At 66.6% G+C, this 25,539-nt stretch carries 18 protein-coding genes and 1 tRNA gene; 10 read left to right on the top strand and 9 right to left on the bottom strand.

Translation table 11 applies throughout. From position 1 onward, the window contains the following. Nucleotides 1-49 precede the first annotated feature (49 nt). On the top strand, nucleotides 50-3,856 hold the full coding sequence (locus tag ACOGJC_RS17610) for an ABC transporter permease subunit (RefSeq protein ID WP_419846295.1): 3,807 nt from the start codon (nucleotides 50-52) through the stop codon (nucleotides 3,854-3,856). Here the strand turns inward: ACOGJC_RS17610 and ACOGJC_RS17605 are convergent. The 3 genes from ACOGJC_RS17605 to ACOGJC_RS17595 are packed head-to-tail and all read right to left on the bottom strand — an operon-like array spanning nucleotide 3,853 to nucleotide 7,955. After that, nucleotides 3,853-5,709 carry a hypothetical protein gene (locus tag ACOGJC_RS17605; protein WP_419846294.1) on the bottom strand — a complete coding sequence of 619 codons (1,857 nt, stop codon included), beginning with the start codon at nucleotides 5,707-5,709 and terminating at the stop codon, nucleotides 3,853-3,855. The two genes, ACOGJC_RS17610 and ACOGJC_RS17605, sit on opposite strands and share 4 nt — an antisense overlap. 42 nt (nucleotides 5,710-5,751) lie before the next feature. Next, a complete protein-coding gene (locus ACOGJC_RS17600) occupies nucleotides 5,752-6,129 on the bottom strand; it encodes a hypothetical protein (protein ID WP_419846293.1) in 378 nt (125 codons plus the stop codon). Next, entirely contained in the window at nucleotides 6,126-7,955 is a 1,830-nt protein-coding gene (locus ACOGJC_RS17595) for a flavin-containing monooxygenase (RefSeq protein ID WP_419846292.1), read from the bottom strand. Before ACOGJC_RS17595 ends, ACOGJC_RS17600 begins: the two co-directional genes overlap by 4 nt. Nucleotides 7,956-8,064: 109 nt before the next feature. On the opposite strand from ACOGJC_RS17595, the gene ACOGJC_RS17590 reads away from it, so the two are divergent. The 4 genes from ACOGJC_RS17590 (at nucleotide 8,065) to ACOGJC_RS17575 (ending at nucleotide 11,751) form a co-directional block, all read left to right on the top strand. Continuing rightward, nucleotides 8,065-9,102 (top strand): Rieske 2Fe-2S domain-containing protein, encoded by a 1,038-nt coding sequence (locus tag ACOGJC_RS17590; RefSeq protein WP_419846291.1) that lies wholly within the window; start codon nucleotides 8,065-8,067, stop codon nucleotides 9,100-9,102. Between the two features lie 78 nt (nucleotides 9,103-9,180). Further along, a complete protein-coding gene (locus tag ACOGJC_RS17585; protein ID WP_419846290.1) occupies nucleotides 9,181-9,834 on the top strand; it encodes a TetR/AcrR family transcriptional regulator in 654 nt (217 codons plus the stop codon). A gap of 115 nt (nucleotides 9,835-9,949) precedes the next feature. Further along, a complete protein-coding gene (locus ACOGJC_RS17580; protein ID WP_419846289.1) occupies nucleotides 9,950-10,948 on the top strand; it encodes an NAD(P)-dependent oxidoreductase in 999 nt (332 codons plus the stop codon). Between the two features lie 5 nt (nucleotides 10,949-10,953). Further along, nucleotides 10,954-11,751 (top strand): sugar phosphate isomerase/epimerase family protein, encoded by a 798-nt coding sequence (locus ACOGJC_RS17575; protein ID WP_419846288.1) that lies wholly within the window; start codon nucleotides 10,954-10,956, stop codon nucleotides 11,749-11,751. 39 nt (nucleotides 11,752-11,790) lie between these two features. Here ACOGJC_RS17575 and ACOGJC_RS17570 read toward each other — a convergent pair whose 3' ends face one another. Next, nucleotides 11,791-12,921: a serine hydrolase domain-containing protein gene (locus ACOGJC_RS17570; RefSeq protein WP_419846287.1), complete on the bottom strand. Its 1,131-nt coding sequence runs from the start codon at nucleotides 12,919-12,921 to the stop codon at nucleotides 11,791-11,793. A gap of 90 nt (nucleotides 12,922-13,011) precedes the next feature. On the opposite strand from ACOGJC_RS17570, the gene ACOGJC_RS17565 reads away from it, so the two are divergent. Continuing rightward, nucleotides 13,012-13,323 carry a hypothetical protein gene (locus ACOGJC_RS17565; RefSeq protein WP_419846286.1) on the top strand — a complete coding sequence of 104 codons (312 nt, stop codon included), beginning with the start codon at nucleotides 13,012-13,014 and terminating at the stop codon, nucleotides 13,321-13,323. Between the two features lie 34 nt (nucleotides 13,324-13,357). On the opposite strand, the gene ACOGJC_RS17560 is transcribed toward ACOGJC_RS17565, so the two are convergent. Continuing rightward, nucleotides 13,358-13,430: transfer RNA gene (locus tag ACOGJC_RS17560), tRNA-Arg, on the bottom strand. 38 nt (nucleotides 13,431-13,468) lie between these two features. Here ACOGJC_RS17560 and ACOGJC_RS17555 point away from each other — a divergent pair. After that, on the top strand, nucleotides 13,469-15,103 hold the full coding sequence (locus ACOGJC_RS17555; RefSeq protein WP_419846285.1) for an arginine--tRNA ligase: 1,635 nt from the start codon (nucleotides 13,469-13,471) through the stop codon (nucleotides 15,101-15,103). 10 nt (nucleotides 15,104-15,113) lie between these two features. Next, nucleotides 15,114-16,382, top strand: coding sequence for a diaminopimelate decarboxylase (gene lysA / locus ACOGJC_RS17550; protein WP_419846284.1), 1,269 nt, complete (start codon nucleotides 15,114-15,116; stop codon nucleotides 16,380-16,382). Here lysA and ACOGJC_RS17545 read toward each other — a convergent pair. The 4 genes from ACOGJC_RS17545 to ACOGJC_RS17530 all read right to left on the bottom strand — a co-directional run bounded on the left by ACOGJC_RS17545 (nucleotide 16,379) and on the right by ACOGJC_RS17530 (nucleotide 22,718). Further along, a complete protein-coding gene (locus ACOGJC_RS17545; protein ID WP_419846283.1) occupies nucleotides 16,379-20,560 on the bottom strand; it encodes an FtsK/SpoIIIE domain-containing protein in 4,182 nt (1,393 codons plus the stop codon). The two genes, lysA and ACOGJC_RS17545, sit on opposite strands and share 4 nt — an antisense overlap. Nucleotides 20,561-20,623: 63 nt before the next feature. Then, the gene (locus ACOGJC_RS17540) at nucleotides 20,624-20,893 is read right to left on the bottom strand and encodes a WXG100 family type VII secretion target (protein WP_419846282.1); all 270 of its coding nucleotides are present in this window, start codon (nucleotides 20,891-20,893) and stop codon (nucleotides 20,624-20,626) included. Between the two features lie 98 nt (nucleotides 20,894-20,991). Further along, nucleotides 20,992-22,242 carry an amidohydrolase family protein gene (locus tag ACOGJC_RS17535; RefSeq protein WP_419846281.1) on the bottom strand — a complete coding sequence of 417 codons (1,251 nt, stop codon included), beginning with the start codon at nucleotides 22,240-22,242 and terminating at the stop codon, nucleotides 20,992-20,994. Between the two features lie 113 nt (nucleotides 22,243-22,355). Next, nucleotides 22,356-22,718 carry a hypothetical protein gene (locus ACOGJC_RS17530; RefSeq protein ID WP_419846280.1) on the bottom strand — a complete coding sequence of 121 codons (363 nt, stop codon included), beginning with the start codon at nucleotides 22,716-22,718 and terminating at the stop codon, nucleotides 22,356-22,358. A 101-nt stretch (nucleotides 22,719-22,819) separates the two neighbouring features. On the opposite strand from ACOGJC_RS17530, the gene ACOGJC_RS17525 reads away from it, so the two are divergent. Both ACOGJC_RS17525 and thrC read left to right on the top strand, forming a co-directional pair. Beyond that, the gene (locus ACOGJC_RS17525) at nucleotides 22,820-24,127 is read left to right on the top strand and encodes a homoserine dehydrogenase (protein ID WP_419846279.1); all 1,308 of its coding nucleotides are present in this window, start codon (nucleotides 22,820-22,822) and stop codon (nucleotides 24,125-24,127) included. Then, on the top strand, nucleotides 24,124-25,524 hold the full coding sequence (gene thrC, locus ACOGJC_RS17520) for a threonine synthase (RefSeq protein ID WP_419846278.1): 1,401 nt from the start codon (nucleotides 24,124-24,126) through the stop codon (nucleotides 25,522-25,524). The genes ACOGJC_RS17525 and thrC overlap by 4 nt, the downstream gene beginning before the upstream one ends. Nucleotides 25,525-25,539 lie beyond the last annotated feature (15 nt).

Genomic DNA, 25,539 nt, shown 5'->3' with positions numbered 1-25,539 from the left:
TTCCCGCCGCGGGCGCGGGCCCCTTGCTCGGCGGCCGGGGGGAGTTCGGTTGAGCTCGCACGCGGTCGTGCGCCACGGGCAGCTTGCTCTGATCTGGGGGGCGGCGCTGGGGGTGCTCCAGTTCATCTGGCCTACGCCGCCGGGGGTGATTGTGCAGGGCGTGGTCGTGGGCTCGCTGACCGCTTTGCTCGCGTTCGGGCTGTCGCTGGTTTACAAGACGAACGGGGTCATCAATTTCGCCCAGGCCGACCTGGGCGTGGTGCCGGCCACGGTTGGGCTTTCGCTGCTGAGGGACTGGGACTGGCCGTACTTCGTGGTGCTCCCGGTCACGATCGTGGTCGCCATGGCGCTGGGCTCAGCGGTGGAGTTTCTGGTGATCCGCCGGTTCTGGAAGGCCCCGCGCATCATTCTCAGCGTCGCCACCATCGGGCTCGCCCAGCTGTTGCTCGGCATCGGCTTCTACGTCCCGACGCTGTTTAGCGACGAGGATGGGTTGGCGCTTCTGCGCTTCCCGAGATTCAACCCTCCCATCGACTTCACCTTCGAGATCGATCCGATCGTCTTCACCGTCAACGACCTGTTGGCCATGATCATCGTGCCTTTGGCGATCTTCGGCCTCATTGCCTTCCTCAACCGGACCGACGTGGGCACCGCGGTGAGAGCCAGTGCCCAGAGTCGGGACCGCGCCTCGCTGGTGGGCATCGACGTGCGGGGAACCCAGAACGTGGTGTGGATCATCGCCGCGGTGCTGGCCGCGGTGGCCATGGTGCTGCGGGCGGGGATGTTCGGGCTACCGCTCGGACCTGCCTTTGGACCGGCGATCCTCCTGCGGGCGCTCGCCGTGGCGGTGATGGGGCGGATGGAGAACTACTCGGTGATGTTCGTCGGCGCCACCTTTCTCGGCGTGCTGGAGACGGCCATCATCTGGAACGAGGACACCGCAGAGCTGATCGACCCGGCGCTGTTCGTGATCGTCGTCGTTGTTCTGTTGTTCCAGCGGCGCGCCCGGGGACGAGCCGAAGCCCAAGCCGAGGGGTCATGGGTGGAGGCTGCGTCGGTGAAGAAAGTCCCTCGCCAACTGGCCTCGCTGCCGGAGGTGCAATGGGGTGGGTGGGTGGCCAAGCTGGCAATGATCGGCTTGTTGCTGTGGCTGCCGACCGCGCTGGGCGACACCGACACCAACTTCGCTTCGGCGGTCATGATCTACGGGGTCATCGCGGTGAGCATGGTGATCCTCACCGGCTGGTCTGGAGAGATCAGCCTCGGCCAAATGGGCTTCGTCGCCATCGGCGCGGCCACCGCGGCAGTGGTGAACTTCCACTATCAGTGGGACCTCACCCTGACTCTGATGCTGGCCGGGGTGGTTGGGGCGGTGGCCTCGGTGATCGTCGGACTACCGGCCCTGCGCATCCGCGGGCTCTTTCTCGCGGTGACCACACTGGCCTTCTCGGTGGCTACGGCGTCGTTCCTCCTCGACGAGGACCGGTTCACATTCCTTCCCGACAACATCAGCGAGCGGGTCACCCGACTGCCCCTCCTCGGGAGGATCGATGTGTCGAGCGAACACACCTTCTACTACGTGTGCCTCGCCGCGCTCCTCGCCGTGATCTGGACCGTGGGGCGGCTGGAGACAACCCGCACGGGGCGGGTCCTCCGGGCGGCCCGCGACAACGAGGACAACGCCCAGGCGTTCGGCGTGAACCTGACCCGGACCAAGCTGATGGCCTTCGCCATCTCGGGTTTCTACGCGTCGCTGGCCGGGGGGCTGTTCACCCTGCACCAGCAGGCGTTGGGCCAGGGTTCGTTCTCGCCGGCGGAGAGCATCCGGGTCCTCACGATGGTGGTCATCGGCGGCCTCGGGTCGGTGTCGGGGGCGATCCTCGGCGCGGTGTTCTTGCAGGGTACCGAGTATTTCAGTGACAACCTTCCCGCCGACATCCGGCCGATGTGGTTGTTCGCCAGCAGTGGCACCGGCCTGCTGGTGGTGCTGATGTTCTTGCGCGAGGGCCTCGGCGGGCTGCTCTACGAGATCCGCCGGCGTCTGCTGGCCATCGCGGCCTTCCGCCGGCAGATCCCGGTTCCGAGCCTGTTCGCCGACTACCGCACCGACGACCCCGAGGCACCTGGCGAGGCCGCCGGGGTCGAATATCCCGAACCGGTTGCCATGGTGAGGTCGCCTCGACGAGACGCCGAGGGCGTGTTCCGCTATCTGCCGAGCAAGCCGGCGCCGCCCACCGACTACTTCTCGTTCCCCGACATCATCGTCGGAGACGATCACGACGGCTCGCTGTTGAGCGTCCGGTCGATCGACGTGTCGTACGGACCAGTGCAGGTGCTGTTCGGCGTCAACCTCGAGGTCGACGAGGGCGACTTCGTGGCGCTGCTGGGAACCAACGGCGCGGGAAAGTCCACCGTGCTGCGGGCCGTCTCCGGTCTCACTGTCCCCAGCCGGGGGTCGGTGTCGTTCAAGGGAGCCGACATCACCACGATGGCGCCCCACCGGATCGCCGCGCTCGGAATCGCCCAAGTCCCCGGGGGCCGGGGAGTGTTCGGCGCCCTCACCGTTGCCGAGAACATCGCCCTGGGCGGATGGCTGCACCGCCGGGACAAACAGCACATGGAGCGGGAGACCGCCCGCGTGCTCGAAGTGTTCCCGGGCCTTGGGGAGAAGCTGAACGAGCCAGCCGCCAACCTGTCCGGCGGCCAACAGCACATGCTCGGCGTGGCGATGGCGCTCATGACCAAGCCCCAAGTCCTCCTCATCGACGAGCTGTCCTTGGGCCTTGCCCCCGTGGTGGTGGAGCATCTCCTCGACGTGGTGCGGACCTTGAACGACGACGGGGTCACAATCGTGGTAGTCGAGCAATCCGTAAACGTCGCGCTGGCCATCGCGGAGACCGCGTTCTTCATGGAGAAGGGCGAGGTCCGTTTCCGGGGACCCACGAGCGACCTGCTGGAGCGAGACGACGTCCTCCGATCGGTGTTCTTGGGCGGGGCCACGGCGCGCGCCGCGCAGCAACCCCGGCCAGCCCGGGCCTCGATCGATGCCACCGCCACGCCGCGGCTCGAAATCGAGGGACTGTCCAAGTCGTTCGCCGGCAACCGTGCGGTGGATCAGGTATCGCTTGGTGTGGGCGAAGGAGAGATCGTGGGCCTCATCGGGCCCAACGGCGCGGGGAAGACCACGGTGTTCGAGCTGATCTCAGGCCTCCAAACCCCCGACGAGGGAAGGGTGCTACTTGATGGGCGCGACATCACCCACCTCTCGCCCCATCGTCGGGCCCTCCTGGGGCTCGGGCACTCGTTCCAGGACTCCCGGCTGTTCGGGTCACTAACCGTGGAGGACGTGTTGAAGGTGGCCCTCGATCAGACCATGGCCACCCGCGATCCGGTGGCCGCCGCCCTCGGCTTCCCCGACGTCCGCCGGGCCGAGGACCGCCTCCAGCACCGCGTAGACGAGCTGATCGGGATGCTCGGGCTCGACGCCTACCGCGAGAAGTTCGTGTCGGAGCTGTCCACCGGAACCCGGCGGATTGTCGATCTCGCCTGTCAAACGGTGGGCGCGCCCCGGGTGATCCTCTTCGACGAGCCCTCCTCGGGCATCGCCCAACGGGAGGCCGAGGCGCTCGGGCCGATGTTGGCCCAGATCCGCGACAACACCGGCGCCAGCCTGCTCGTGATCGATCACGACATGGCGGTGCTGGCCTCGATCTGCGACCGGATGGTGGCCCTCGACCTCGGCGCCAAAGTGGCCGAGGGGGCGGCGGACGAGGTCTTGGAGCACCCTGCGGTGATCGCCTCCTACCTCGGAGGGTCGCGCTCTGCTATCGAGCGATCTGGCATCGCCTCCCCCTAGCGCTCGTAGCTCGGCGGCGTGTCGTTGGGGGGAAACTCGTAGAGGATGCCGATGGCCGCATCCGGATCGAACACTCTTGGCTGCTGTTCGGTCCACTCGCCGACTGCGTAGCGGCGCCCGTCGTCGACCTTCATGTATTCGCCGACCACAACGCGCCCAGACGCCGTGGTGCGCTCGTACGCGGGATCCCACCACTTCTCGGTCATGTCATCGAAGCCGGTGTAATCGGTCCAGGGAAGCCTGCCATCGCCATAGGCTGCGCCTGGGCTGGTCACGCAGTCGCAGTAGGCTCCGAGCGACGGGGGCAGCGCGAAGCAGCCCTCGGTGAAGCTCTCGGGGGTGAGATTGGGTCCGGCCGCATGGAGGCAGGCCATCGGCGGCTTCAGGGTCGAAAGGGAGAACCTCTCGGATAGCGAGACTGGCTCTCGACCGTGGTGCCACTCGAACAACGCCGCCAGCGAGTTGGGCTGGTCGGCAACGCTCAATCCGATTGGACCCGGCCCGAAGGCGTGGGCCCACTGCTCCTGGTCGTAGCCCCGGGCGAAGAAGGCCGTGTCGTGGCCGCTGTAGCCGGTGATGATCCACTCTGGGAACCACTGCTGCTCGGTTGCCGCCGCGGTCATCGTCCTGGTGAACAGGTTGTCGGTCCCGGCGATCACCGTGGTTACGCCGGCATCCTTCATCCGGGCGGCGATCACCCGGGCTCTCTCCTGTCGCTGCGTATTCTCGGCGCCCTCGTCGTAGCTCACCGCTTCCACCAGCTCGAAGCCATTCTGGGCGGCTTGGTCTTCCATGAAGTCCCTGCTCCACCGGTCGGTGTAGATCATCCCGATCCGGCGGGGCTCGCCGATCATGTCGTCGTCGCCGGCCCACTGCACTGGGTAATCGGCGACGCGCTTGCCGATGTACTCGGCCACGTGGAGCATCGTCACCCGGTCGTCGGCCAACGCCGACCAGCGGAAGCCGGGCTGGTCCTGGGTTTCCTGCCAGGAGACGCCCGTGCTCCACACGATCACTCCTCGGGCCGCCATCTCAGCCTCGAATATGGCTTTCCCCTCGCCGGTGGTGGTGGCGTCGACGGCCAGGAACGGCTGGAAGTCGTTCACGGCCTGGGTGGCGTCGGCCCTCTGGGCCACCTCGGTTGATCCGCTGGCATCGATGAACTCGAGTCGAACCTGGCGGCCCCAGAACTCGAAGTTCTGATTGAAGATGTCAGCGCCGTCGAGCCAGCCGCGGGGGATGCTGCCGGTGTCGTTGACGAACTCCGTTTGGCCGGAGTCCACCCGCACCACCATGACGATCTCATCGGCGGTAACGCCCGGGGCCGTGTTTCCGCCGTTGTCGGCCCCCTCAGGCCACTCAAGGACGCACGGCGGTGCGTCCACGAGGGGAACTCGGATCCTCCCGGTCTCCGGGTCGCAGTGCGGGTTGGCCAGCGCTGCGTCGGACCCGATGCCCGGGAACTCGGGCTCGGGCGGCTCGGTGGGCTCAGCGGCGGCGGCGGTATCGTCGTCGGTGGATTCGGGTTCGTCAACCGTTGCTGCGGGGGCGTCGTCGTCAATCGCGCCGGTGTCCTCGGGCTCGTCGGACGCCGAGGGCGCAGCGTCACCCGCGGGGTCATCGCCAACCGTTGGTGCGTCGTCCATCGGTTCGTCATCAGCAACTTCTTCGGCCGCCGGGGGGGTGGTGTCGCCCGTGGTGTCGTCGCCATCGTCGTCATCGGAGCCGCCACCGGACACGATCAGCACGATGATCACGACGGCGGCTACCACCGCGATGGCGAGGTACCAGCGCAGACGGCGCAGGAGGCTCTGCTCTCCCGCCGGTTCGGGGGTGTTTGCTGAATCGGTCATGAGGTGGGCTCCTCTTCGTGGCTCACGGATGGTTCAGGCGGGTCACTCCTGTCCCGCGGTCGGCACAATCAGGTACTCGTCGAATCGGGTGATCCGCCCGTCGGCGACCAGGGCCACCAGGCACCCCGGAATCTCGATCGGATTGCCCTCGGCGTCAGCCAAGCGGATAACGAACTGGCGCACGAAGCCGTGGTCGGTGACATGGCGGCGCACTTCGTCGAGCGCGATGTCAACGTTCTCGGCCTCCCACTTGGCCCCGGTGACCAGGGAGTCGACGGTGAGGTCTCGGCCTCCGAAGGAGCTGCTCCATCCCTCGAAGTCGTCGGCGAGGACCTCGCGGATGCCTTCTTCGTCGGCCGCGGCGTACACGGCGAAGAACCGATCGGCCACCGCCTCGATGCTGGCTTGGTCGGTCGTCATGACTCCCCCCGGCAGGTTTGCTCGGCGCGCAATTCCAAGCCGGCCAGCTCATCCGCGGCGCGCCAGTCGCCCAGAAGCTGGAGGAACTCGATGGTTCCCGGGCCCACGCCGTAGGGACCGTTCTGGCTGTTACGCGCCTGGCCCTCGTTGTTGTAGTACCCGGGGGTGCAGTCTTCGAAGAACCCGCGGTCGGTGGCCTTCTCGCGGCAGGCGGCTACCCAGTCGCCCTCGGCCTCGGCGGTGGCCTCCACCATCGCCGCACCGAGCTGGCGGGCGCGGGCCACGATGTAAGCCAGGTGGATGGCCTGTTCGTCGAGTATGTGGGTGTAGTTCACGGTGTTGGCCGACTGGCCGATGGACATGAGGAACAGGTTGGGGAAACCGTGCATGTGCATGCCGTGCAACGTGCGAAGGCCGTCGGCCCACTTCTCCATGAGCGTCTCGCCGCCGTTGCCGATGATCTCGAATCCTCCTCGCTGCGAAAGCGGGGTTCCAACCTCGAATCCGCTGGCGTAGATCAGGCAGTCCACCTCGTACTCCCGCCCGCCGGCCACGACGCCGGTCGCCGTGATGCGATCAACGCCCTTTCCGGAGGTATCGACGAGGGTCACATTCGGGCGATTGAAAGTGGGCAGGTAGTTGTTGTCGATGCAGGGTCGCTTGCAGAATTGCCGATAGTAGGGCTTGAGAAGTTCGGCGGTCTCGGGATCGTCGACCAGCTCGTCGACGCGGGCCCTGATCTGCTCCATCTTCTGGAGGTCGGCCAGTTCGACGGCCCGCTGGATGCCCTCGGGCGACAGGTCGACGCCGTCGCCGTCCCGAAAGAGCCTGACAAGGTTGCCGATCAGGTCGGTCCAGCCGTCGTCGACCAGATTCTCCTCCTGGGGGACGCCGGACACTAGGGCGTTGAAGTTCTCGCGACGGTGCTGGTGCCAACCCGGTGACAGCGACCGGGCCCATTCGGGGTCGGTCTCCGGGTTGTGCTTGATGTCGACCGACGAGGGGGTCCGCTGGAACACGAAGAGGTGCTCCGCCCACTCGGCGATGTGGGGCACCACCTGCACGCTGCTCGCGCCGGTACCGATCACCCCGACCCGCTTGCCGCTCAGACCGGTGAGGTTCCCCTCCTGGTCGCCACCCGTGTAGTTGAAGTCCCAACGGCAGGTGTGGAACGAATGGCCCTCGAAGTCCTCGATGCCGGGAATCCCCGGCAGCTTGGGCTTGCTCAGCTGGCCGAGCGCGAGGCACACGTACCGGGCCTTTATCTCATCGCCGCGGTCGGTCTCGACGATCCAGCGCGAGGCACCGTCCCATCGCAGCTCGGTGACCCGGGTCTGGAAGCAGGCGTCACGGTAGAGGTCGAACTGGCGGGCGATCGCCTGGCAGTGCTCGAGGATCTCCTGGCCGTAGGAGTACTTGCGTTTCGGCACGTAGCCCACTTCCTCCAGCAGGGGGAGATAGATGTACGACTCGACATCACAGGAGATGCCCGGGTACCGGTTCCAGTACCAGGTTCCACCGAAGTCGGATGCCGGCTCGACGAATCGGATGCTGTCTATGCCCTGCTGGCGCAACCGCGCCCCGGCCACCAGGCCGCCGAGTCCTCCGCCGACGACGAGAACGTCAACCTCATCGTGGAGCGGCTCGCGGGTGAATTCGACATCGGCCCAGGGGTCGTCCATGTAGTGGGCGAATGACCCCTTAACCTGGATGTACTGGTCGGGGCCGTCTGGCCTCAAGCGCTTGTCGCGCTCGCTGCGGTACCGGTGCCGGATCTCTTCCAGATCCGGCAGGGAATGCGTCGGCTGCTCATCGGTGATGCTCATCGGCTCCGTCCGCTATGGCCACTTCTTAGTAATCTTGATACATTAGCAAGGATCGAGACAAGGGGCAGGCCCGGTGGCACCCAATGCCGGGCCTCCAGGAGGTCGACCGATGAGCACTATCGTAAACGAGCCCGGATACGGGGCCCGACCGGGCATGGAGGACGCGTTGTTCGAGGTCGGGCCCATGCGGTCAGACCCGGCCTCGGTGGCCGACTTGAGCCGACGGGTTCGGATCTCCCGAGAAGGCGCTGGCCAGAAGCGCTATCCGTTCCCGATCCCCAACGGCTGGTTCGTGGTGGAGGAGTGCAGTGAGCTCGCCCCGGGGGAGCACAAGAACATCTACGCCTTCGGCAAAGACCTCGTTTTGTTCCGGTCCGAGAGCGGCGAGGCCCGGCTCATGGACGCCTACTGCCCCCACTTGGGCGCCAATATCGGGGTGGGAGGCCGGGTGGACGGCGAAGGCATGCGGTGCCCGTTCCACGGCTGGCAATTCGACGGTGACGGCCGCTGCATCGACATCCCCTACGCCGAGGGCAAGGCGATTCCCGCCAAGGCGAAGATACGCACCTATCCGATCATCGAGCGCGACCAGATGATCTGGGCGTGGCACCACCTTGAGGGCGGCGAGCCGTTCTACGACGTGCCCTACTTCCCCGAGTTCGAGGACCCGGACTGGCAGCCCTACCAGGTGCTCCGCTTCGAGGTGGCCACCATCGTCCAGGAGTTCTCCGAGGGCGAGTTCGACGTGCAGCACTTCAAGTACGTGCACGGGGCGCCCCCGCTGCCTAGCACCGAGATGGTGGTGGACGGGACCTACCGGCATAACTCCAACGGCAACTTCACCATTGAGAACTTCGGCCTCGGCTGCACCCTCATCTCGATCGGCGACTCGATACGCATCGGCCAGTCGCTCCTGCCCACCGACGAGGAGAACGTTCATATGACGTGGTGGTTCACCATGCCCAAGTCGTTGGGGGAGGCCGCCTTGTCGGGCCTCGTCGCCAGCTTCGCCGACGGCATCAGCCAGGACATCGTCATTTGGGAGAACAAGCGCTACGAGCCCAAGCCGCTGGTGACCGCCGTCGAGCGCAACATCCGCGTCGGCCGGCAGTGGGCGCTCCAGTTCTACTCCGGACTCGACTCGTAGCACCGCGGGCCCCAATCTCTGGCCGTGGCGGGGGCGCGGTGGTGAGAGGCTGATGTCGGCTCGTTATCCTCACGCCTGATGCCCCGGTCGCCCGAACCCGCCCGTGAAGCACTCATTGCGGTGGCTGAGCGCCTCTTTGCCGAGCGAGGCGTCGATGCGGTGCCGGTGGGCGACATCGTCAAGGAAGCCGGCCAACGCAACAGCTCGGCCGTGCAATACCACTTCGGCAACAAGGCCGGGCTCCTTCAGGCGATCTTGGAGCAGCATCAGGCCCGCCTCGATGCTCTCCGAGACGAGATGCTCGACGAACTCGGGGAGCAGCCGGGGCTCGAGGCGCTCATCGAGGCGCTCGTTCGGCCCCTAGCCTCCCTGCTGGATGATGAGTCGGGCCGCTGCTACATCAGGATTCGGGCCCAGCTCGTGGGCGCAGCACGACTCCCCAGCGATACCGACCTGATACGAAACGCGCTGGCGAGCGCAGGGGGCAGTAAGAATTCCGCCGAGCCGAGACCCGGCATTCGGCGGGTGGCTCGTGCCCTCGTCAACCTGGTGGACGAAACGCAGACGGCCGATCTCGGACACCGCCTGACCCTCACCGCGGTGCTGTTGCTGCACGGCCTCGCCGACTTCGCCCGACGCCACCCCGACGCCACCCCGGCCGAGCGCAAGGCCTTCACCGACGTCCTCACCCGCAGCGTCATCGCAATCAACCTCGGCGACGGTCGCGCTTAGGACGCCGCTCCCGCAGCGGAGGTTGTCGAGGGCTTCAACCAAAAAGGAGTTGGCCGCAATGCGAGCGATTAGAATTTCTGCCGCATTGGCAAGCGGGCAACGGGGGAGGAGGGCGATGGTCAGGTTGGTGCACATCGCGGGGGGACCGCGAAACCGCGAGGTGTGGACCGATGAGTTTGTCGCAGCATTGGCCGCGCAGGGCGACCTCACGATGCGAGAGCGTACCGGCCCACTCGCTGACGAGGACATGGCCTCCCTTGTCCGAGCGCACGATGTGGCCATCGTAGGTTGGGACTCCTACGGCCTGCCCACCGCGCTGGCCGACGACCCGGGCGCGCTGCGGTACGTGTGCAGCTACTCGGGCACGATTCGCCACACCGTTCCACGCCAATTGATCGAAGCCGGGATCGTGGTGTCGAACTGGGGTCCGCTGGCCAGCGACGGTGTGGCCGAGGGCGCCATGGCATTGTTGTTGGCGGGCCTGAAAGAGCTGCCTCGGTTTGGCGGCGCGCAAAGGGGCGGCGAGTGGGGGATCGAGGACGGCCGAATCGGGTCCATTCATGGGCTCCGCGTCGGAATTTACGGCCTCGGCTATGTAGGCCGTCGTTTCGTCGATCTGCTCCGCCCGTTCGGTGCCCGCATGATGGCCTTCGATCCCTACGTCGCCGAATTCCCCGACGATGTGGATCGGGCGGATTCCCTGCTCGATCTGTGCGACTTTGCCGAAGCGTTAGTTGTCCACGCCGGGCATTCGGCTGAGACTCGTTCTTCGCTTGACCGTGAATGCCTAGCCCGGCTGGTGGATGGCGCGATGGTCGTGAATACCGCGAGGGGGGAGATTTTCGATCAGGAGGCGCTCTTCGCCGAGCTGGCATCGGGACGTCTCCGGGCTGGACTTGACGTGTTGGCCCCTGAACGCCTCGATCCTGAGCACCCCCTTCGGGCTGCCGACAATGTGATGTTCACGTTTCACCAAATCAGCTCCGCCCGGTGGCCGAAGCGTCCGGGGCTGAGCCCGATGCAGCAGCTAGTGGTCGACCAGATTGACCGCTTCCAACGGGGAGAACCGGTGCTGTACCAGTTCGACCTCGACCGATTCGACCGCAGCACGTGACGAACATGGGCGTCCTTGAGCCCCGCGTCCTGTTGGGCACCGTCAATATTGAACCCAATCGCTGGGGGCTCGCAGTCCACGGCGGCATGCCGGTGTCGTTGCCGAAGGACTGGGTTCCGCTGCTTGACGGCGCGGGGTTCGACGGGCTCGAGTTGTGGGAGCGACACGCCCGCTCGGTGGACGATGAGGATTTGGCCGCGCTGGATGCTGCCCCGGTGCCGGTGATGGTGTTCAACAGCTACGCGAGCTGGGATCCCGAAAGCGACAAATACCGCGACAGGGCGGCCCGTTGGGTTGAGCGGTTTGGCGCCACCGGGGTCAAGTACAACGTCGGCGCCGACCCGGAGATGGAAGCCGAGTTCACGGCGCGCCTCGCCCGCTTCGACGCCGCCGTTCCGACTGGGGTCCGGCTCATCTGCGAGTGCCATCGCAACACGCTGGCCGAGACTCCCTCGGTGGCGCTGCGCATGTTCGAGAGCGTCGGCGGGGCCGACCGGCTGCAAGCAACCGTCCATGTCAACCCGAGCCGGGACCCGGGGTTGGTGGAGGCGCTAGATGTGCTGGGCGAGCGGGTGACGCACGTTCATGTCCAGATGCGAACGGTCGAACCAGACGTCAAACCAGAGGACTTGGCGGAACAGATTGCCGATCAGGTGGAGTTGATCTGCGACCGCGGTGCACCGCAGACGTGGACCATCGAGTTCTCTCACGGAGTTGGGATCGACGGCCATGACACTGTCGACTGGATCTTCCCGAACGCGATCCGTGACGCGGCCGCGGTCCGGCTCGCTCTCCGCCCATGACCTGACTCGCCACGAGGTCCCCGCCGTCGGGCCAGGCGCCTACAGGCTGGTGAGGGCCGCCTGGATGATCCGGGTGCCGCGGGGGTCGCCCAGGGCGTCCGGCGCCATGCGGTTCATCACGTAGGCGACGCTGGCCCGGGTGTCGAGGTCGATCACGGCCAGCGAGCCGCCCAGGCCGCCCCAGAACATCTGGCCCGCAGCGAAGGAGAGGTCGCCGATCTGGAGTCCGAAGCCGAGACCGTGGCGCAGCCGCACGCCGAAGACCTGGTCGATACCGTCGGTCTGCTCCTCCAGGGCGCGTCGGGCGCCAGCCTCGGACAGCAGCCGGACCCCGGAGAGGGCACCCCCGCAAGCCAGCGCGGCGTGGATGCGGGCCACCGAGCGGGCATTGCCGAACCCGCCGGAAGCGGGAAGCTCCGCGGCCCGCCACTCGCGGGTGGCGGGCTCGTCGCCGGTGGTGTGAACGCTCAAAGAGGCGCGCACCGCCAACTCGTCGACCTCGACCTCCTCGCCGCCGACGGTGAGCGTCTGTGGGGTCGCCGGCCTCACCAGGTCCGACACTCGGTGGTCCTCGGACGCGGGCAGACTCATCCAGAAGTCGGCCCCGAGCGGTTGGGCCACCTCGGTGCGAAACCACTCGGCCATGCGCCGGCCGGTGGCCCGATAAAGGATCTCGCCCAACAGGGTGCCCTGGGTCACGGGGTGATAGCCCGACGCGGTGCCCGGCTCCCACCACGGCGCCTGGGCCGCGAGGTTGGCGGCCGCAGCCTCGAGGTCATAGAGCTGCTCAACGGTGATGGGCGGGTCAAAGCCCGGCAGCCCCGCGGTGTGAGCCATCACATGGCCCACCAGCACGCCCTCTTTGCCATTGGCGGCGAACTCGGGCCAGTACCGCGCCACCGGGGCGTCGAACTCCAGCTCGCCCCGGTCCGCCAGCATCAACATGCATATCGCGGCCATCGTCTTGGTCGTCGAGTAGACATTGACGATCGTGTCGCGCTGCCACGGGGCGCCGGTGGTGTCGGCATCGCCGGCCCAGATGTCCACCACGAACTCGCCGTCCACGGTCACCGCCGCGGACGCGCCCAACTCCAACCCCTCAGCGAAGTTCGCCTCGAACGCGTCGCGCACCGGCGCGAACTCAGGCTTGCAGATGCCGTTGATCTCCATGGCGGAAAGTATGGCGTGATGGCTCAGGAACTGCTATCCCCGCTCCAATGCGAGTCTCAGAAGTAGCGAGTAGACCGGTAAACTGGCTGCATGAAGCGGGCCCACAGGATCAGGGCGCTTGTGGCCGCGGCCGTGGTCATATCTGTCCTGCTGGTCGGTTTGATGGGCTTGGCTGCTGCCTATGGGGAGCGCTCTGACAAATGCGCACAGGTCGGCTACGACGGAGTAGACGCGTGGATAGAGCAGGGCCTGTGGTGGGACGACGCGGCGTTCTGGGACGAGATGCGCCATCGAGGTCACACAGTCGAAGAGGCTCGGGCGTGCCGGGCAGACCAGCTGCGCGATTTGCTGTGGAACGGGGCCTGGCCCAGGTGGTACGAGCACTGGGACGAGAGCGGGTGACCAAAACGGCCAATCGACAAGAGGGCTCAAAAAGCGCCCACGGCAGGATTCGAACCTGCGGCCCCTTGCTCCGGAGGCAAGTGCTCTATCCCCTGAGCTACGTGGGCAGTAACTGGGTGAGTATACCTAGCAGGGCATCGGTACCATGTCTCAGTTCATGGCCGACATCCGCACCTCCCTTTCTGACGCCCTGTGCGCCGCGCTCGCGGCCGCGGGGATCGACCTGCCTGCCGACTTCTCGGTGGGGTTGGAGCGACCGGCGCGGCGCGAGCATGGGGACTGGTCGTCCAACGCCGCGCTGGCCATCGCGAAGGGGGCGGGGCGTAATCCTCGGGAGCTAGCGGCCGAGCTGGCCGCCTGGCTGGAGGAGAACCGGCCTGAGCATGTGGCCGAGGTGAGCGTGGCCGGGCCCGGGTTCGTCAACTTCAAGCTGGCCCCGAGCTGGCTGCACAGCGTGGTCGCCGATGCGGTGGCTGCCGGTGTCGACGGCTACGGGCGCCAAAGCCTCGGTGAGGGCCGCACGGTCATTGTGGAGTTCGTGAGCGCCAACCCCACCGGGCCGGTTCACGCTGGGCACGGCCGGGGAGCGGCCTACGGCGACGCAGTGGCTCGGCTGTTGGAGTGGTGCGGCTACAGCGTGCAGCGGGAGTTCTACATCAATGACCGGGGCACTCAGATGGAGCTCTACGGCGCTTCCCTTGCCGCCCTCCGGGCCGGTGAGCCGGTCCCCGAGGACGGATACAACGGTCAGTACATCGCCGAATGGGCTTCGGAGATACCCGCAGATGCCGATGCACGCCAGTGGGGGAGGGAGCGGGCGTTGGCCGACCAGCGGGACGTTCTGGGCTCAATGGCGGTCGCGTTCGACACCTGGTTCAGCGAGCAGGCGCTGGTGGACTCCGGGGCCATCGACGACACGCTGGTGGCGCTAGACGAGGCGGGAGCCTCATATGAGGCCGACGGGGCCTTGTGGCTGCGCGCCCGCGACCACGGCGACGACAAAGATCGGGTGCTCATCAAGTCTGATGGGGAGTACACCTACCTGCTGCCCGACATCGCCTATCACCGCGACAAGCTCGACCGGGCTGGCCACGGTGGCCTGCTGATCAACGTGTGGGGGGCCGACCACCACGGGTATGTGGCTCGAATGAAGGCGGCTATGGCTGCTCTGGGCTGCGACCCTGCCAGTCTGGAGGTGGTGGTGACCCAGCTGGTGCGCCTGGAGCGCGAAGGCGAAGAGGTGCGGCTTTCCAAGCGCACCGGCGACCTCATCGAGCTGCGCGACGTGATCGACGAGGTGGGCGCCGACGCCACCCGGTTCACCTATCTGCTCCAGTCGATGGATACCGCGCCAACTTTTGACCTGGCCAAGGCCGCGGCCCAGGTGATGGAGAACCCGGTGTTTTATGTGCAGATGGCCCATGCCCGGGTGTGCTCTATCGCGGCCCGGGCCCAGGCCGATGGGGTGGTGCGCCAGAGCATCGGCGAGGTGGACTTGAGCCTGCTGGTCCACGAGCGGGAGCTGGAGATAATGCGACAGCTTTCCACGCTGGGCGAGGTGATCGCCGCCGCCGCTGAAGAACGGGCCCCCCATCGCATGACTACATGGCTGCGGGACTTTGCCGCCGCAGTCCACAGCTTCTACCACGACTGCTACGTGGTGGGCACCGGAATCACCCCCGAGCTGACCCAGGCCCGCCTGGTGCTGATCGACGCCGCCCGGGTGGGCCTGGCCGTCGGCCTCGGCACCCTCGGCGTGAGCGCCCCCGAGTCGATGTAGGGGGCTGGTTGTGTCGTCTTTGCCCCAACACCTACTGCCTGACAACGCCTCGGTGGGACCCGAGGGGCGACTGTCCATCGCCGGCTGCGATGTGCTTGACCTGGCCGGGGAATTCGGCACCCCGCTGTTTGTCTACGACGAAGCCCACATGCGGGATCGGTGTCGCCAAGCCCGAGCCGAGTTCGATGGGTCGGTGGCCTACGCCTCCAAGGCGTTCTTGTGCCTGGCCATGGCCCGTCTAGTTCACGAGGAGGGTCTCGACCTGGACGTGGCCACCGGCGGAGAGCTGCACGTGGCCCAGGCCGCGAACGTGCCCGGGGATCGGCTGGTGATGCACGGCAACAACAAGTCGGCTGATGAACTCGCTGCTGCGGTCGAAGCCGGGGTGGGCCGCATCGTGGTGGACTCGTTCGACGAGCTCGATCGCCTCGACGCCCTTCACGCCACCACCGGCGCCCGCCCGAGAGTGCTTCTGCGGATCACCCCCGGAGTGGAGGCCCACACCCACGAGTACGTCACCACCGGGGTGGACGACACCAAGTTCGGCTTCACCGCCTCAACCGGACTGGCCGATGCCGCCATCCGCCGGGCCCAGGAGGCCGACTCCATGGAGCTGGTGGGCCTGCACGCCCACATCGGCAGCCAGGTGTTCGAGCTGCGTTCCTTCCAGCAGGCCGTCGAGGTGATCGCCGGATTCGCCCAGCCCTACGGCCTGCCCGAGCTATCACTGGGAGGCGGCTTGGGCGTGGCCTACGTGGAGGGGGAATCGGCGCCCACCATCACTGAATGGGCCGCGGCCATTGCCGAGGCCTGCGTGTCAGCCGGCTTCACCGCTCCGGTGAGCGTGGAGCCTGGCCGAGCCCTGGTGGCGGCTGCCGCGGTGACGCTCTATGAAGTGGGCACCATCAAGGAGCTATCGGGCATTCGCACCTATGTCTCGGTCGACGGCGGCATGAGCGACAACCCCCGCCCGGTGCTGTACGGCAGCGGTTATGAAACTTTTTTGCCCCGAGCCACCGATCGCGACCGAGACAAGAACGTGCGGGTGGTGGGCAAGCACTGCGAGTCGGGCGACCTCTTGGTGCGAGACGGCCGGGTACCCAGCGACATCGCGGTGGGCGACATCTTGGCTACCCCGGTAACCGGCGCCTACGGCCATTCCATGGGCTCCAACTACAACAAGGTCCTCCGCCCCGCCGTGGTGTTCGCCCGCAACGGCGACGCCCGCCTAGTCGTCCGCCGCGAGACCTACGAGGACCTCCTCCGCAACGACGTTTAGCCAGTCACCTCGGTTCTCGCTGCGGCGACCTGGATGATGGTGGGGTGGCCGTTTTGGATTAGGTAGCCGCGGCCGGGGATCGTCGGAAGGGTGGGGCGGGTGGGGAGTTGGATGGTGAACAGATCGCCGTCTAGGGGGGTGGGTTGGAGAAGGACCCCCGTGCGGGAGAAGCGGACCTCGGCGGTCCAGTGGCCGTAGGCAGTGCGAAGGCGGTCGGCGCGGCCCGCGGCAACGATGTGCAGGCCGGGGCGGCAGTCAGCGGCCAGTGATTTGAGGGTGCCGTCAGGGTCGGGGACCGTTTCGGCGTCGTCGATGAGCACCAACGTGGGATGGTCGTTCTCGCTCGTCGCGGTAAGCAGCACAGGTGGGTCGACGGCTACAAGGTCGATGCCGGCACAATTGACCAGCTGAGACCCCCCAGGGGCGAATGCGACCACCCTCGCTCCAGCTTCGGACCCCACCTGGGCCAGCAAGGAAAGAGCCGAGGTTCGCCCCGACCGGGCTGGTCCCAAAATGAGGGCGTGCTCGCCGGGGTAGAGGGTGAGGCCAGCCGCGGCCAGCGCGTCGTCGCTCAACCCCAGCGGGAGGTACCACGGGGAACCCTCCAGACGGGGCTGGTCCAGGAGGGCGGGGTCGACCACTGAAGGCAGGCTCTCCACCGGTGACGGGCCGCCAGACTGGGGGCAAGCGGCGGCTACTGCGGCTGCCGCGTCGGCCAGCCCACCGTCGGGAACTGCGACTTGTAGCTCGATACCCGACGGGACGGCGAATCCCCGACCGGGAGGCAAGGTTGCCGGATCTTCCACGCTCACTCCCCATTGGCGGTAGAGCGCGGGGTCGCCCAAGCGGAACACGAAGGTCTGGGGGGTGGCGGCTTGAACGGCCCGGCTCACTTTGGACAGTTGGTCGGCGGCTGTGGCCACAAAGAGGCCGACAGACGGGCCCTCGGCCCACACCCGCTCCAGTGAGGCCAACAAAGCGTGGTCGGCCACGTTGTCCAGGCTCTTGGCCAGGCCGCCCCAGTTGTCGACCAAGGTCAGCACGAGCGGAGGGGTGGAATCCGAAGAGCCCCGGCTTTGGGCCAGCCGTTGGTCGAGTTCGTCTTCCAGTCGACGGACTAACCTCCGGATTCGGTCGCGCTCATCGGGGCCCACCACGGCGCCGCTGTGGGGCAGGGCCATCAGGGGGGCGAGCTGACCGGATCCGGAATCGATGGCGTAGAGGTGACAATCGGCTGGCGGGTAGCGGATGGCCAAGGAGATGCCCAGCGTCGCCAGGGCGGTGGTGGTGCCGCTGCCTGGGTTGCCCGCGAAGATGACATTGCCCTGATCGGGGTCCCACTCCAATGGGCATTGGGTCTGCTGGTTGGGGTCGTCGGCCAGGGCGAACACAACGCGCGGGCCAGCCTCGGCAGATAGAGAGTTGAGCGATACTGTTGTCGGCAGGGGGTCGGGCCAGGGCCGTCGGGGCGGCAGGCCACCCCAGCCATCCCAAGCGGAGATCGCGGCCGCGGCGAGGCGGGACAGGTCATCGGGGGCCTCTCCCTCGGGATCTTCCGTGGGTTCCAAGTTCGGGATTCCGTCGGGAGCAGGAACGACCCGGATGCCCCGCTTAGCGGCGGTTACCCCGGTGATCAGGGCGCACTGGAACTCCACCAGCTCTCCGGGACCGAATCGGGCGTAGGCCCGACCGGGTTGGTGCCGACCGATTGACGCGGCCTCGGGACTGTCAAGCACGTCGGTCGAATCGGCGGGGTCCAACACCCGCAGGGCGATTCGCAGCGCGGTGTTGGTGCGGATGTTGGCGCTTACGGCCCCCGAAGGGCGCTGCGTGGCCAGCACTAGGTGCATGCCCAGGCTGCGGCCTCGCTGGGCCACATTCACCAGGGCATCCATGAAACCGGGCAACTCGGCAGCCAGGGCGGCGAACTCGTCGATGACCACTATCAGGCGGGCCAATGGTGGCCAGGGTCCTTCGTTCTCGCTCTGGGCCAATGACCAGTAGTGGGCCAGGTTTGTGGCACCCCGGTCTCGCAGCACTTGTTCGCGGTAGCGAAGCTCGGCTTCCAAACAACGCAAAGCCCGCTCGGCCAGCCGGTCGTCAAGATCGGTCACCAATCCCACCACGTGGGGCAGGGAGGCGCAGGCGTCGAACGCGCTGCCGCCTTTGTAGTCCACCAAGACGAAGTTGACGCGTTCAGGCGAGTAGCTAGCCGCCAACGATGCCACCAGTGTGCGCAGCAATTCGCTTTTTCCCGATCCTGTGGTGCCGCCTACGAGGGCATGGGGGCCGTCGGCTACCAGGTCGGCCGTGAGGGGTCCGTGGCCATCGGCCCCAATGGGAGCAACCAGGCAGTCGGCCTGCCCGTTGTCCTGCCAGCGGCTGGCGATCGCTTTCGACAGCGCCAACAAGTCAGCCGATGGGTCCGAGCCATCGGCGGCGGGCAATCCGAGGAGGTCGAACAGCGATGAATGGTTGGGAATGCCGGAATTGGCGCCGTGCTGCTCGGGGTCTTCATATCGGGCCAAGCCGCGGGCGGTATCCCGGGCCAGGCTCAAGCTCATCCCGGAGGCCAGCACTGAACAGAACGACTCGCCCGTTTGGGACAGATCGACTGAGCCGGACGCCTCGCGGGCTTCGACGACCGCCGTGGCTGTAGCGGGCAGTTGGTCCACGCTGGTGGCCAGCACTATGGCCGAGACCGGCCCAGCCGAACCCTGAAGTAGAGAGCGCAGCGGTGGTGTCCTCCCGGTGGCCAGACTCTCCCCGTCGGCCACTACCAGCAGATGTGGCCAGTGGCCCTCACCCCTGCGATCCCAGGCTTCGGCCAACTCCCCGGCGATCTCTGCCGCGGCCGTACGGTGTTCGGCGATTAGCCGCGGCCGTCCGACGGCGGAGTGGGTGGTGTGGGGGAGCCAGGCAGTCCACGTCCAAGCTGGCGCGGAGACTTCATCGGCGGCCACCAGCACCGCCATATCGGCCGGTCCGTGATGGGCGACCGCTTGGATGAGCAGACTGCGGGCTATGGCGGTGGTGGCGCGGCGGGGACCCACCAAGCCGAGCAGCTTGCCCGGACCAAGATCCACGGCGATGGGGGAGTCGGGGATCGGACCGAGCTGATCGAGCATCGCGGTTGCCTCGATGGCGGGCTGCGGACCGTCGATGGCCAGTTCGGGATCAAAGGGCACCGGACCGTGGGCGGCAACCAGCAACAGAAAGTCGTCGTGGGCGGGCCTTCGCTCCCAGAGCCGAACACTGGGTTGGCGGATTCGCCTGATTGCTTCCGCGAGATGGGGATGCTGATCGCGTCGGCGGCGGGTCTCCGCGCCGTGAGCAGCCTCGGCTGCTGCTTGGAATTCAGTTAGCGACGCCTGCGACCGACTTCGGGATCGTCGGCGCTCGGTGCGGTCGCGGCGGCGGTTGTCGAACCAATTGGCGCCCATCATCAAAGGGCTGAGTAGGGCGAACAGCGCCATATAGGGGCTATAGAGCACAGCCATCAACACTCCGATCAGCAGCGGCCCGGCCAGGGCAGCCCATCCGAACGAAAACGACCGGGGCGACCGCCGCGGTTCTTCGCCTGGGGTTGGGAGTGCTTCGGGCCGCGGGGGAGGCAGTGGTCGGGGAGGGCGGTTGAAGGCGATCCTTCCCGAGGCGGTGCGCCCGACGATGGCGGCCAAGCGGGTCGGCCGGTCGTCGAGAGCATTGGAGGCTTGGATCAACACACCGCCCAACCGCAGCGGCACGGTGTTCTCCAACGCGGTCGGCTCATTGTCGCCTACCAGGGCGAAGAACCGTCCGTCCCGTCCCTCCACATGGGCATGGCGGGGCCTGAGCCCGACGTGGAGCAAGGTGACGTCGGCGTCGGGCGAGCGACCCAAGCTCAACCCCTTGGTGGGAATCGGACGGCGTTCGCCGGCGCAGAGCCCGCCCACCACTTCGAGAGTCCACCCCGGCTGATCGGGTGCTGAACCAGGACGCACGCCCACGCGGACGCCGTCGGCCACCCCGGCCTCGTCAAGCCCGCGGCCGGCTTCCATCCACTGGTCGCCTACCCAAAGCCCGGTGACTGGTGCAGGAAGGCCCAGCACCTCGGCCAGCTCTCCGACATCGGTCATCAGACCGCCGGCAATGCTCACCTCCCGGGTGCCTTCTGGCCCGTCATACAGCAGGCGCACAGGCCGCTCTGACAGTGCGGGGCTGGCTGCGGACTCAGGCGAGGCCGACGGCAGTCGGCGCCATCAGACCGAGTCGAGCGCCGCGATGGTGTTCTGGCGCTCAAGGCTGATCGAGGTGGCCAGTTCGGTAAGCGCTTCTTGCAACTGCCCGAGCGAGGGCGACCATTGCTCGTGCCAGGCGCCGCGGAATCGCTCGGAACGGCTGCCCGTCCAGGTGGTGCCCTCCAAGGTGGCGGTCAGGCGGGTGCGGAGGTCTTCCACCTGTCCGGCGAACGCAGTGAATTGCTGCTGGAGGTGGTCCATCTCTTCGGTGTTCATGGTGAGCACAGACATGGCGGGGCCTTTCGGTTGGCTGATCCCTCGGGCAGATCAGGCGGGACTATCTTGATAGCTTCTCAAACTGGAAATATCAAGATATTTACTGAAACTTATTATTTAGCCATGTATTCATCGAAGGCGGCCTTGACCCATGAGAGATCATCGGCCGCGACCCGACTCCGGGTCAGATCCGGATCGATCCCGTAGACCCGGGCCGCGTTCAGCCCGAGTATCTTCTCCTTGATGCGGGGGGTGAGCTCCGGGTATCCGTGAAGTTGGCGCAACTCCTCCGGTATCTGAAAGGCCCGAAAGGCGTCGATTAGGGGTTGAGGCGACCCGTACCAAATCGAATCGCTGCCCCACAGCACGTTGTCCTCGCCGACCGCCTTTAGCAGCTTCCCGAGTACATGGGCTGCCTCCCGGGGCCGACGCACCAGCACAAACCAGGTGCTCCCCAGTTCGGCGTAGACGTTGCCACCGGGCCCGATTCCAGCATCGGCCAGACTCTTGATCAGGCGGTCGGTGCCAGCAGGTTCGCTATCGTCATAGGGGCCTTCTTCTTCGTCGTCAACCGGCGTTTCATACCCTGAGTGGTACACAAGGAAGTTGATGTCGGGGAAGCTGGCCGCGGCCGGGCCGATGTCGGCCGGCGACCCAGCGGGCGCCAAGGCGCTCAGCCCTTTGTGAGCGCAAACGATGCCCACCCCCAGCTCTCGGCTGCTCTCCAAGAACGGCAGTCCGGACTCCTCGTCATCGAGCCGCCACCCCGGCTGATCCCCCCACCCTTGGATGGTGTAGACCTTCCAGCCCGACGGCCTGTTGTGCTCAATCAGCGACCCCAGCCGATCCAACTCACCCGGTGCGTTGGGATGGACGATCGAGTGATTGATCAGGCGGCCGGTACCGGCCAACCGATCGATCAGCTCGCGGGTCGCAGCGACCTCGGGATTGGTGAGGATGCTGTGGTCGTCGTCGCCGGGCGTGCAGGTGAGTACTGCGGCTGCGGTCTCGCTCTCCAGAAAGATGTGACGCAGGTAGTTGCCGAGGTCGAGATGGATCTCCGGGTCAAGCCCCTCCCAGCGGTCAGGGGCCACGTTGCGGATGAACCACATGATTCCCTCGACACCGGGCGCCTGGGCCCGATGGCGAGCGATGTAATGCGTCTGAACGTCGATTACGAGCTCATCGCCGCCGAACGCCTCGTCGGCGGCTTCTGGATCGGTCTCGGCCTGCGGGTCGACAAGGTAATAGCCCCCGCCCCAGGCCTCATCGATGGCCCGCAGCGCGGTTGCGGTCCCCAGTCGACTAACCGCGTACTGGAACTGATGGCGAAGCGCGTCACCGGCGGCCTCTGCCCGAGACACTGCTCGCCCTACGGCCCACCGATCACGCTTGGACCAAGCCACAGGCCGGTACTCGTCGCTGCTGTGGTGTTGCAACAGCACCGGGATCGGCTGGGATCGGTCGGGCGCGATGCCTATCGAAAATAGCTTGCTTGCAGCTCCAGTTCACGGGCTTCCTCTCTCCGCGCGGCCTCCGCCGCCTGCTCCACCCGGGCCGCATCGGCGTGCAATTCGTCGGCTCGGGCTTGGAGTCGACGGCTTACCTGCTCGATCTCGTAGCGCAGCCGAACCAGATGGGCGTGCTGGTGCCGGAGCCGGAGGCGGCTGGCGTCGGCGGTGGCCGAAAGCCACACTGCGGGTTCGTGGCGGGCCACTGGCCCGTCGAGCACGTGATCCAGCCCGTACCAGATACGGTCGACATCGGCTCGAACCAGTTCGCACGACGCGGCCTGTTGACGCAGGTCAGCCGCTAAGGAGAACAGCTCGTAGGACGACATGTCGTACTTAAAATATATTGTTTAGACGGAAAATCAATGAAAACTTTTGGGTGGGAGAAATCTCGCCAGTTGGGCCAGGCTCAGCCGGTACGGTGGAGAAGGTGAGCGATTCTTCGAAGACGCAAATCGGCGTGGGCGTTCTGGGGTGTGGAAACGTTGGCTCGGCGTTGGTCGGGCTGCTTGAGGAGCAGCGGTCGGCCATCGCGGAGCGTACCGGCATGGAACTGGACGTGGTGCGAGTAGCGGTACGCAGCGCGTCGCGCGACCGCGACGTGGTCTTGGCCGACGGGGTGCTGACCACCGACGCCTCCTCGGTGGTGAATGATCCCAAAGTGGATGTGGTGGTGGAGCTGATCGGAGGAATCGAGCCAGCCCGCGAGTTGGTCTCGAGTGCACTGAAGCTGGGCAAGCCGGTGGTCACCGGCAACAAGGAACTTCTGGCCAACTATGGCGCCGAGCTGTATGCCGCGGCCGACGCTGCCGGGGTGGACCTTCTTTTCGAGGCCGCGGTCGGCGGAGGAATCCCCCTCATCCGTCCTCTGCGGGAGTCCTTGGCCGCGGAGCCGGTCCGCCGGGTGATGGGCATCGTCAACGGCACCACCAACTACATCTTGAGCCAGATGACCGAGCACGGCACCAGCTACCACGACGCCCTGGCCGACGCGCAGTCGCTGGGGTTTGCCGAGCGCGATCCCACAGCCGACGTGGAGGGGTTCGACGCCGCCGCCAAGGCGTCCATCATCGCCACGGTGGCCTTCGGTGCTCGGGTGCTGGCCGGAAGCGTGAACCGGGAAGGCATCTCCGGCATCGGCGCCGCCGACATCGCCCATGCCCAGCGGCTGGGATATGTGGTCAAGCTGTTGGCCATTGCCGAGCGGGTCGGCCAGGTTGAGGGCAAGCCCGAGCTTGCCGTACGGGTACACCCGGCCATGGTGCCGGTGGACCACCCTCTGGCCTCGGTACGGGACTCCTTCAACGCAGTGTTCGTGGAGGGCGACGCCGTCGGGGAGCTGATGCTGTATGGCCGGGGCGCCGGCGGGCGGCCCACCGCCAGCGCGGTGCTAGGCGACCTCATCGACGCAGCCAGCAACCGGTGCCGGGGAACTTGGACGCCGATCGGCACCCTGGGGGAGGCGGTGATCTGCCCCATCGACGATCTGGAGTCGGAGTACTACATCAACATGGAGGTGCTTGACCGGCCGGGCGTGCTGGCCGCGGTGGCCGGGGTGTTCGGACGCCACGGGGTGAGCATCCGATCCATGGAGCAGGAGGGACTGGGCGACCAGGCCAGGCTCGTATTCATCACCCACGAGGCCACCGAGCGTGATGTGCAGGCCACGCTGGGAGACCTGCGGGAGCTGGATGCGGTGCGGGGCGTGCCTGCGTTGCTGCGAGTGATCAGCCAGTGAAATACATCAGCACCCGGGGTCGGGCGCCGACTTTGGAATTCGGCGATGTGTTGCTGGCCGGGTTGGCCGATGACGGAGGGCTCTATATGCCCGACCGCTGGCCTGCACTGTCGCCCGAGGCGCTGAGCGGAAACCCGGGCCGGGGCGACTACGCCGACCTGGCCGCCGAGGTGATGTGGCCGTTTGTGGACGGTGCCTATCCCCGTAACCGGTTCAACGAGCTGGTGCGGGACGCCTACGCGGGGTTCGATCACCCCGAGGTGGTGCCCATGGTGGAGTTGGGCGACGGGCTGTGGCTCATGGAGCTGTTCCACGGCCCGACGCTGGCCTTCAAAGACGTCGCCCTCCAGTTGGTGGGGCGGCTGTTCGACGAGGAGCTGACCCGTCGGGGCGAGCGGGTGACCATCGTGGGGGCCACGTCGGGCGACACCGGGTCGGCGGCCATCGAGGCGGTGCGCGACCGGGAGAACATCGAGATCGTTTTCTTGCACCCCCATGGTCGGATCTCGGAGATACAACGGCGACAAATGACCACCGTGGACAGCGCCAACGTCCACTGCGTGGCCATCGAGGGAACGTTCGACGACTGCCAAGACCTGGTGAAGGCCATGTTCTCCGATGCCGCCTTCCGAGCCGAGCACCGGCTGTCGGCGGCCAATTCCATCAACTGGGCCCGGGTCATGGCCCAAACCGTGTACTACGTGGCCGCCGTTACCCGGTACGGCTTGGAACAGGTGTCCTTCTCGGTGCCCACCGGGAACTTTGGCAACGTGCTGGCCGGCCACGTCGCCCGCCAGATGGGCCTGGCCATCGATCGGTTCATCGTGGCCAGCAACCGCAACGACATCTTGACCCAGTTCTTCACCACCGGATCGATGGCCATAACCGAGGTGCACCCGACGCTGTCGCCGAGCATGGACATCCAGGTGTCGTCCAACCTCGAACGACTGCTGTTCGAGTTGCTGGATCGCGACGGGGTCCGTACGGCGAAGACGCTGGAGGACTTCCGCCAAACGGGCGAGATGCAGATCGACGCCCGAATCTCGGCCGATCTGCACCGGGAATGGCGTGGGGTTCGGGTGGACGATGCCGAGACCACCTCCACCATCGCCGATATCCACCGCGAAACCGGCATGGTCATCGACCCCCACACCGCGGTAGGCCTGGCCGCTGCCCGCCGATCCCGCCGCGACGCAGAAGGGCCGATAGTGGTGCTAGCCACCGCCCACCCGGCCAAGTTCGGCGACGCGGTGGAGGCAGCTATCGGCCAATGCCCAACGATGCCGCCCGCCCTGGCCGAGTTGGCCGAACGCCCTGAACGCTGCGAACTACTGCCCAACGACCTATCGGCGGTGAAAGCCCACGTCGCCCTCTGCTCGGGTCATGGCTCCCAATAGCCGTCGACCCAAGAT

It is taken from the genome of Candidatus Poriferisocius sp. (assembly GCF_965204015.1).
Taxonomy (GTDB): domain Bacteria; phylum Actinomycetota; class Acidimicrobiia; order Acidimicrobiales; family Bin134; genus Poriferisocius.
The sequence above is the reverse complement of the archived record's forward strand: the minus strand, read 5'-3'. Positions and strand labels throughout refer to the sequence as shown.

What these genes read in the sequence shown, in the direction of transcription:
- ACOGJC_RS17565 (WP_419846286.1), top strand. Translation starts at nt 13,012, where the DNA reads ATGAAGCGGGCCCACAGGATCAGGGCGCTTGTGGCCGCGGCCGTGGTC.
- ACOGJC_RS17530 (WP_419846280.1), bottom strand. Translation starts at nt 22,718, where the DNA reads ATGTCGTCCTACGAGCTGTTCTCCTTAGCGGCTGACCTGCGTCAACAG.
- ACOGJC_RS17585 (WP_419846290.1), top strand. Translation starts at nt 9,181, where the DNA reads ATGCCCCGGTCGCCCGAACCCGCCCGTGAAGCACTCATTGCGGTGGCT.
- ACOGJC_RS17590 (WP_419846291.1), top strand. Translation starts at nt 8,065, where the DNA reads ATGAGCACTATCGTAAACGAGCCCGGATACGGGGCCCGACCGGGCATG.
- ACOGJC_RS17575 (WP_419846288.1), top strand. Translation starts at nt 10,954, where the DNA reads ATGGGCGTCCTTGAGCCCCGCGTCCTGTTGGGCACCGTCAATATTGAA.
- ACOGJC_RS17600 (WP_419846293.1), bottom strand. Translation starts at nt 6,129, where the DNA reads ATGACGACCGACCAAGCCAGCATCGAGGCGGTGGCCGATCGGTTCTTC.
- ACOGJC_RS17570 (WP_419846287.1), bottom strand. Translation starts at nt 12,921, where the DNA reads ATGGAGATCAACGGCATCTGCAAGCCTGAGTTCGCGCCGGTGCGCGAC.
- ACOGJC_RS17605 (WP_419846294.1), bottom strand. Translation starts at nt 5,709, where the DNA reads ATGACCGATTCAGCAAACACCCCCGAACCGGCGGGAGAGCAGAGCCTC.
- ACOGJC_RS17555 (WP_419846285.1), top strand. Translation starts at nt 13,469, where the DNA reads ATGTCTCAGTTCATGGCCGACATCCGCACCTCCCTTTCTGACGCCCTG.
- ACOGJC_RS17595 (WP_419846292.1), bottom strand. Translation starts at nt 7,955, where the DNA reads ATGAGCATCACCGATGAGCAGCCGACGCATTCCCTGCCGGATCTGGAA.
- ACOGJC_RS17580 (WP_419846289.1), top strand. Translation starts at nt 9,950, where the DNA reads ATGGTCAGGTTGGTGCACATCGCGGGGGGACCGCGAAACCGCGAGGTG.
- ACOGJC_RS17540 (WP_419846282.1), bottom strand. Translation starts at nt 20,893, where the DNA reads ATGTCTGTGCTCACCATGAACACCGAAGAGATGGACCACCTCCAGCAG.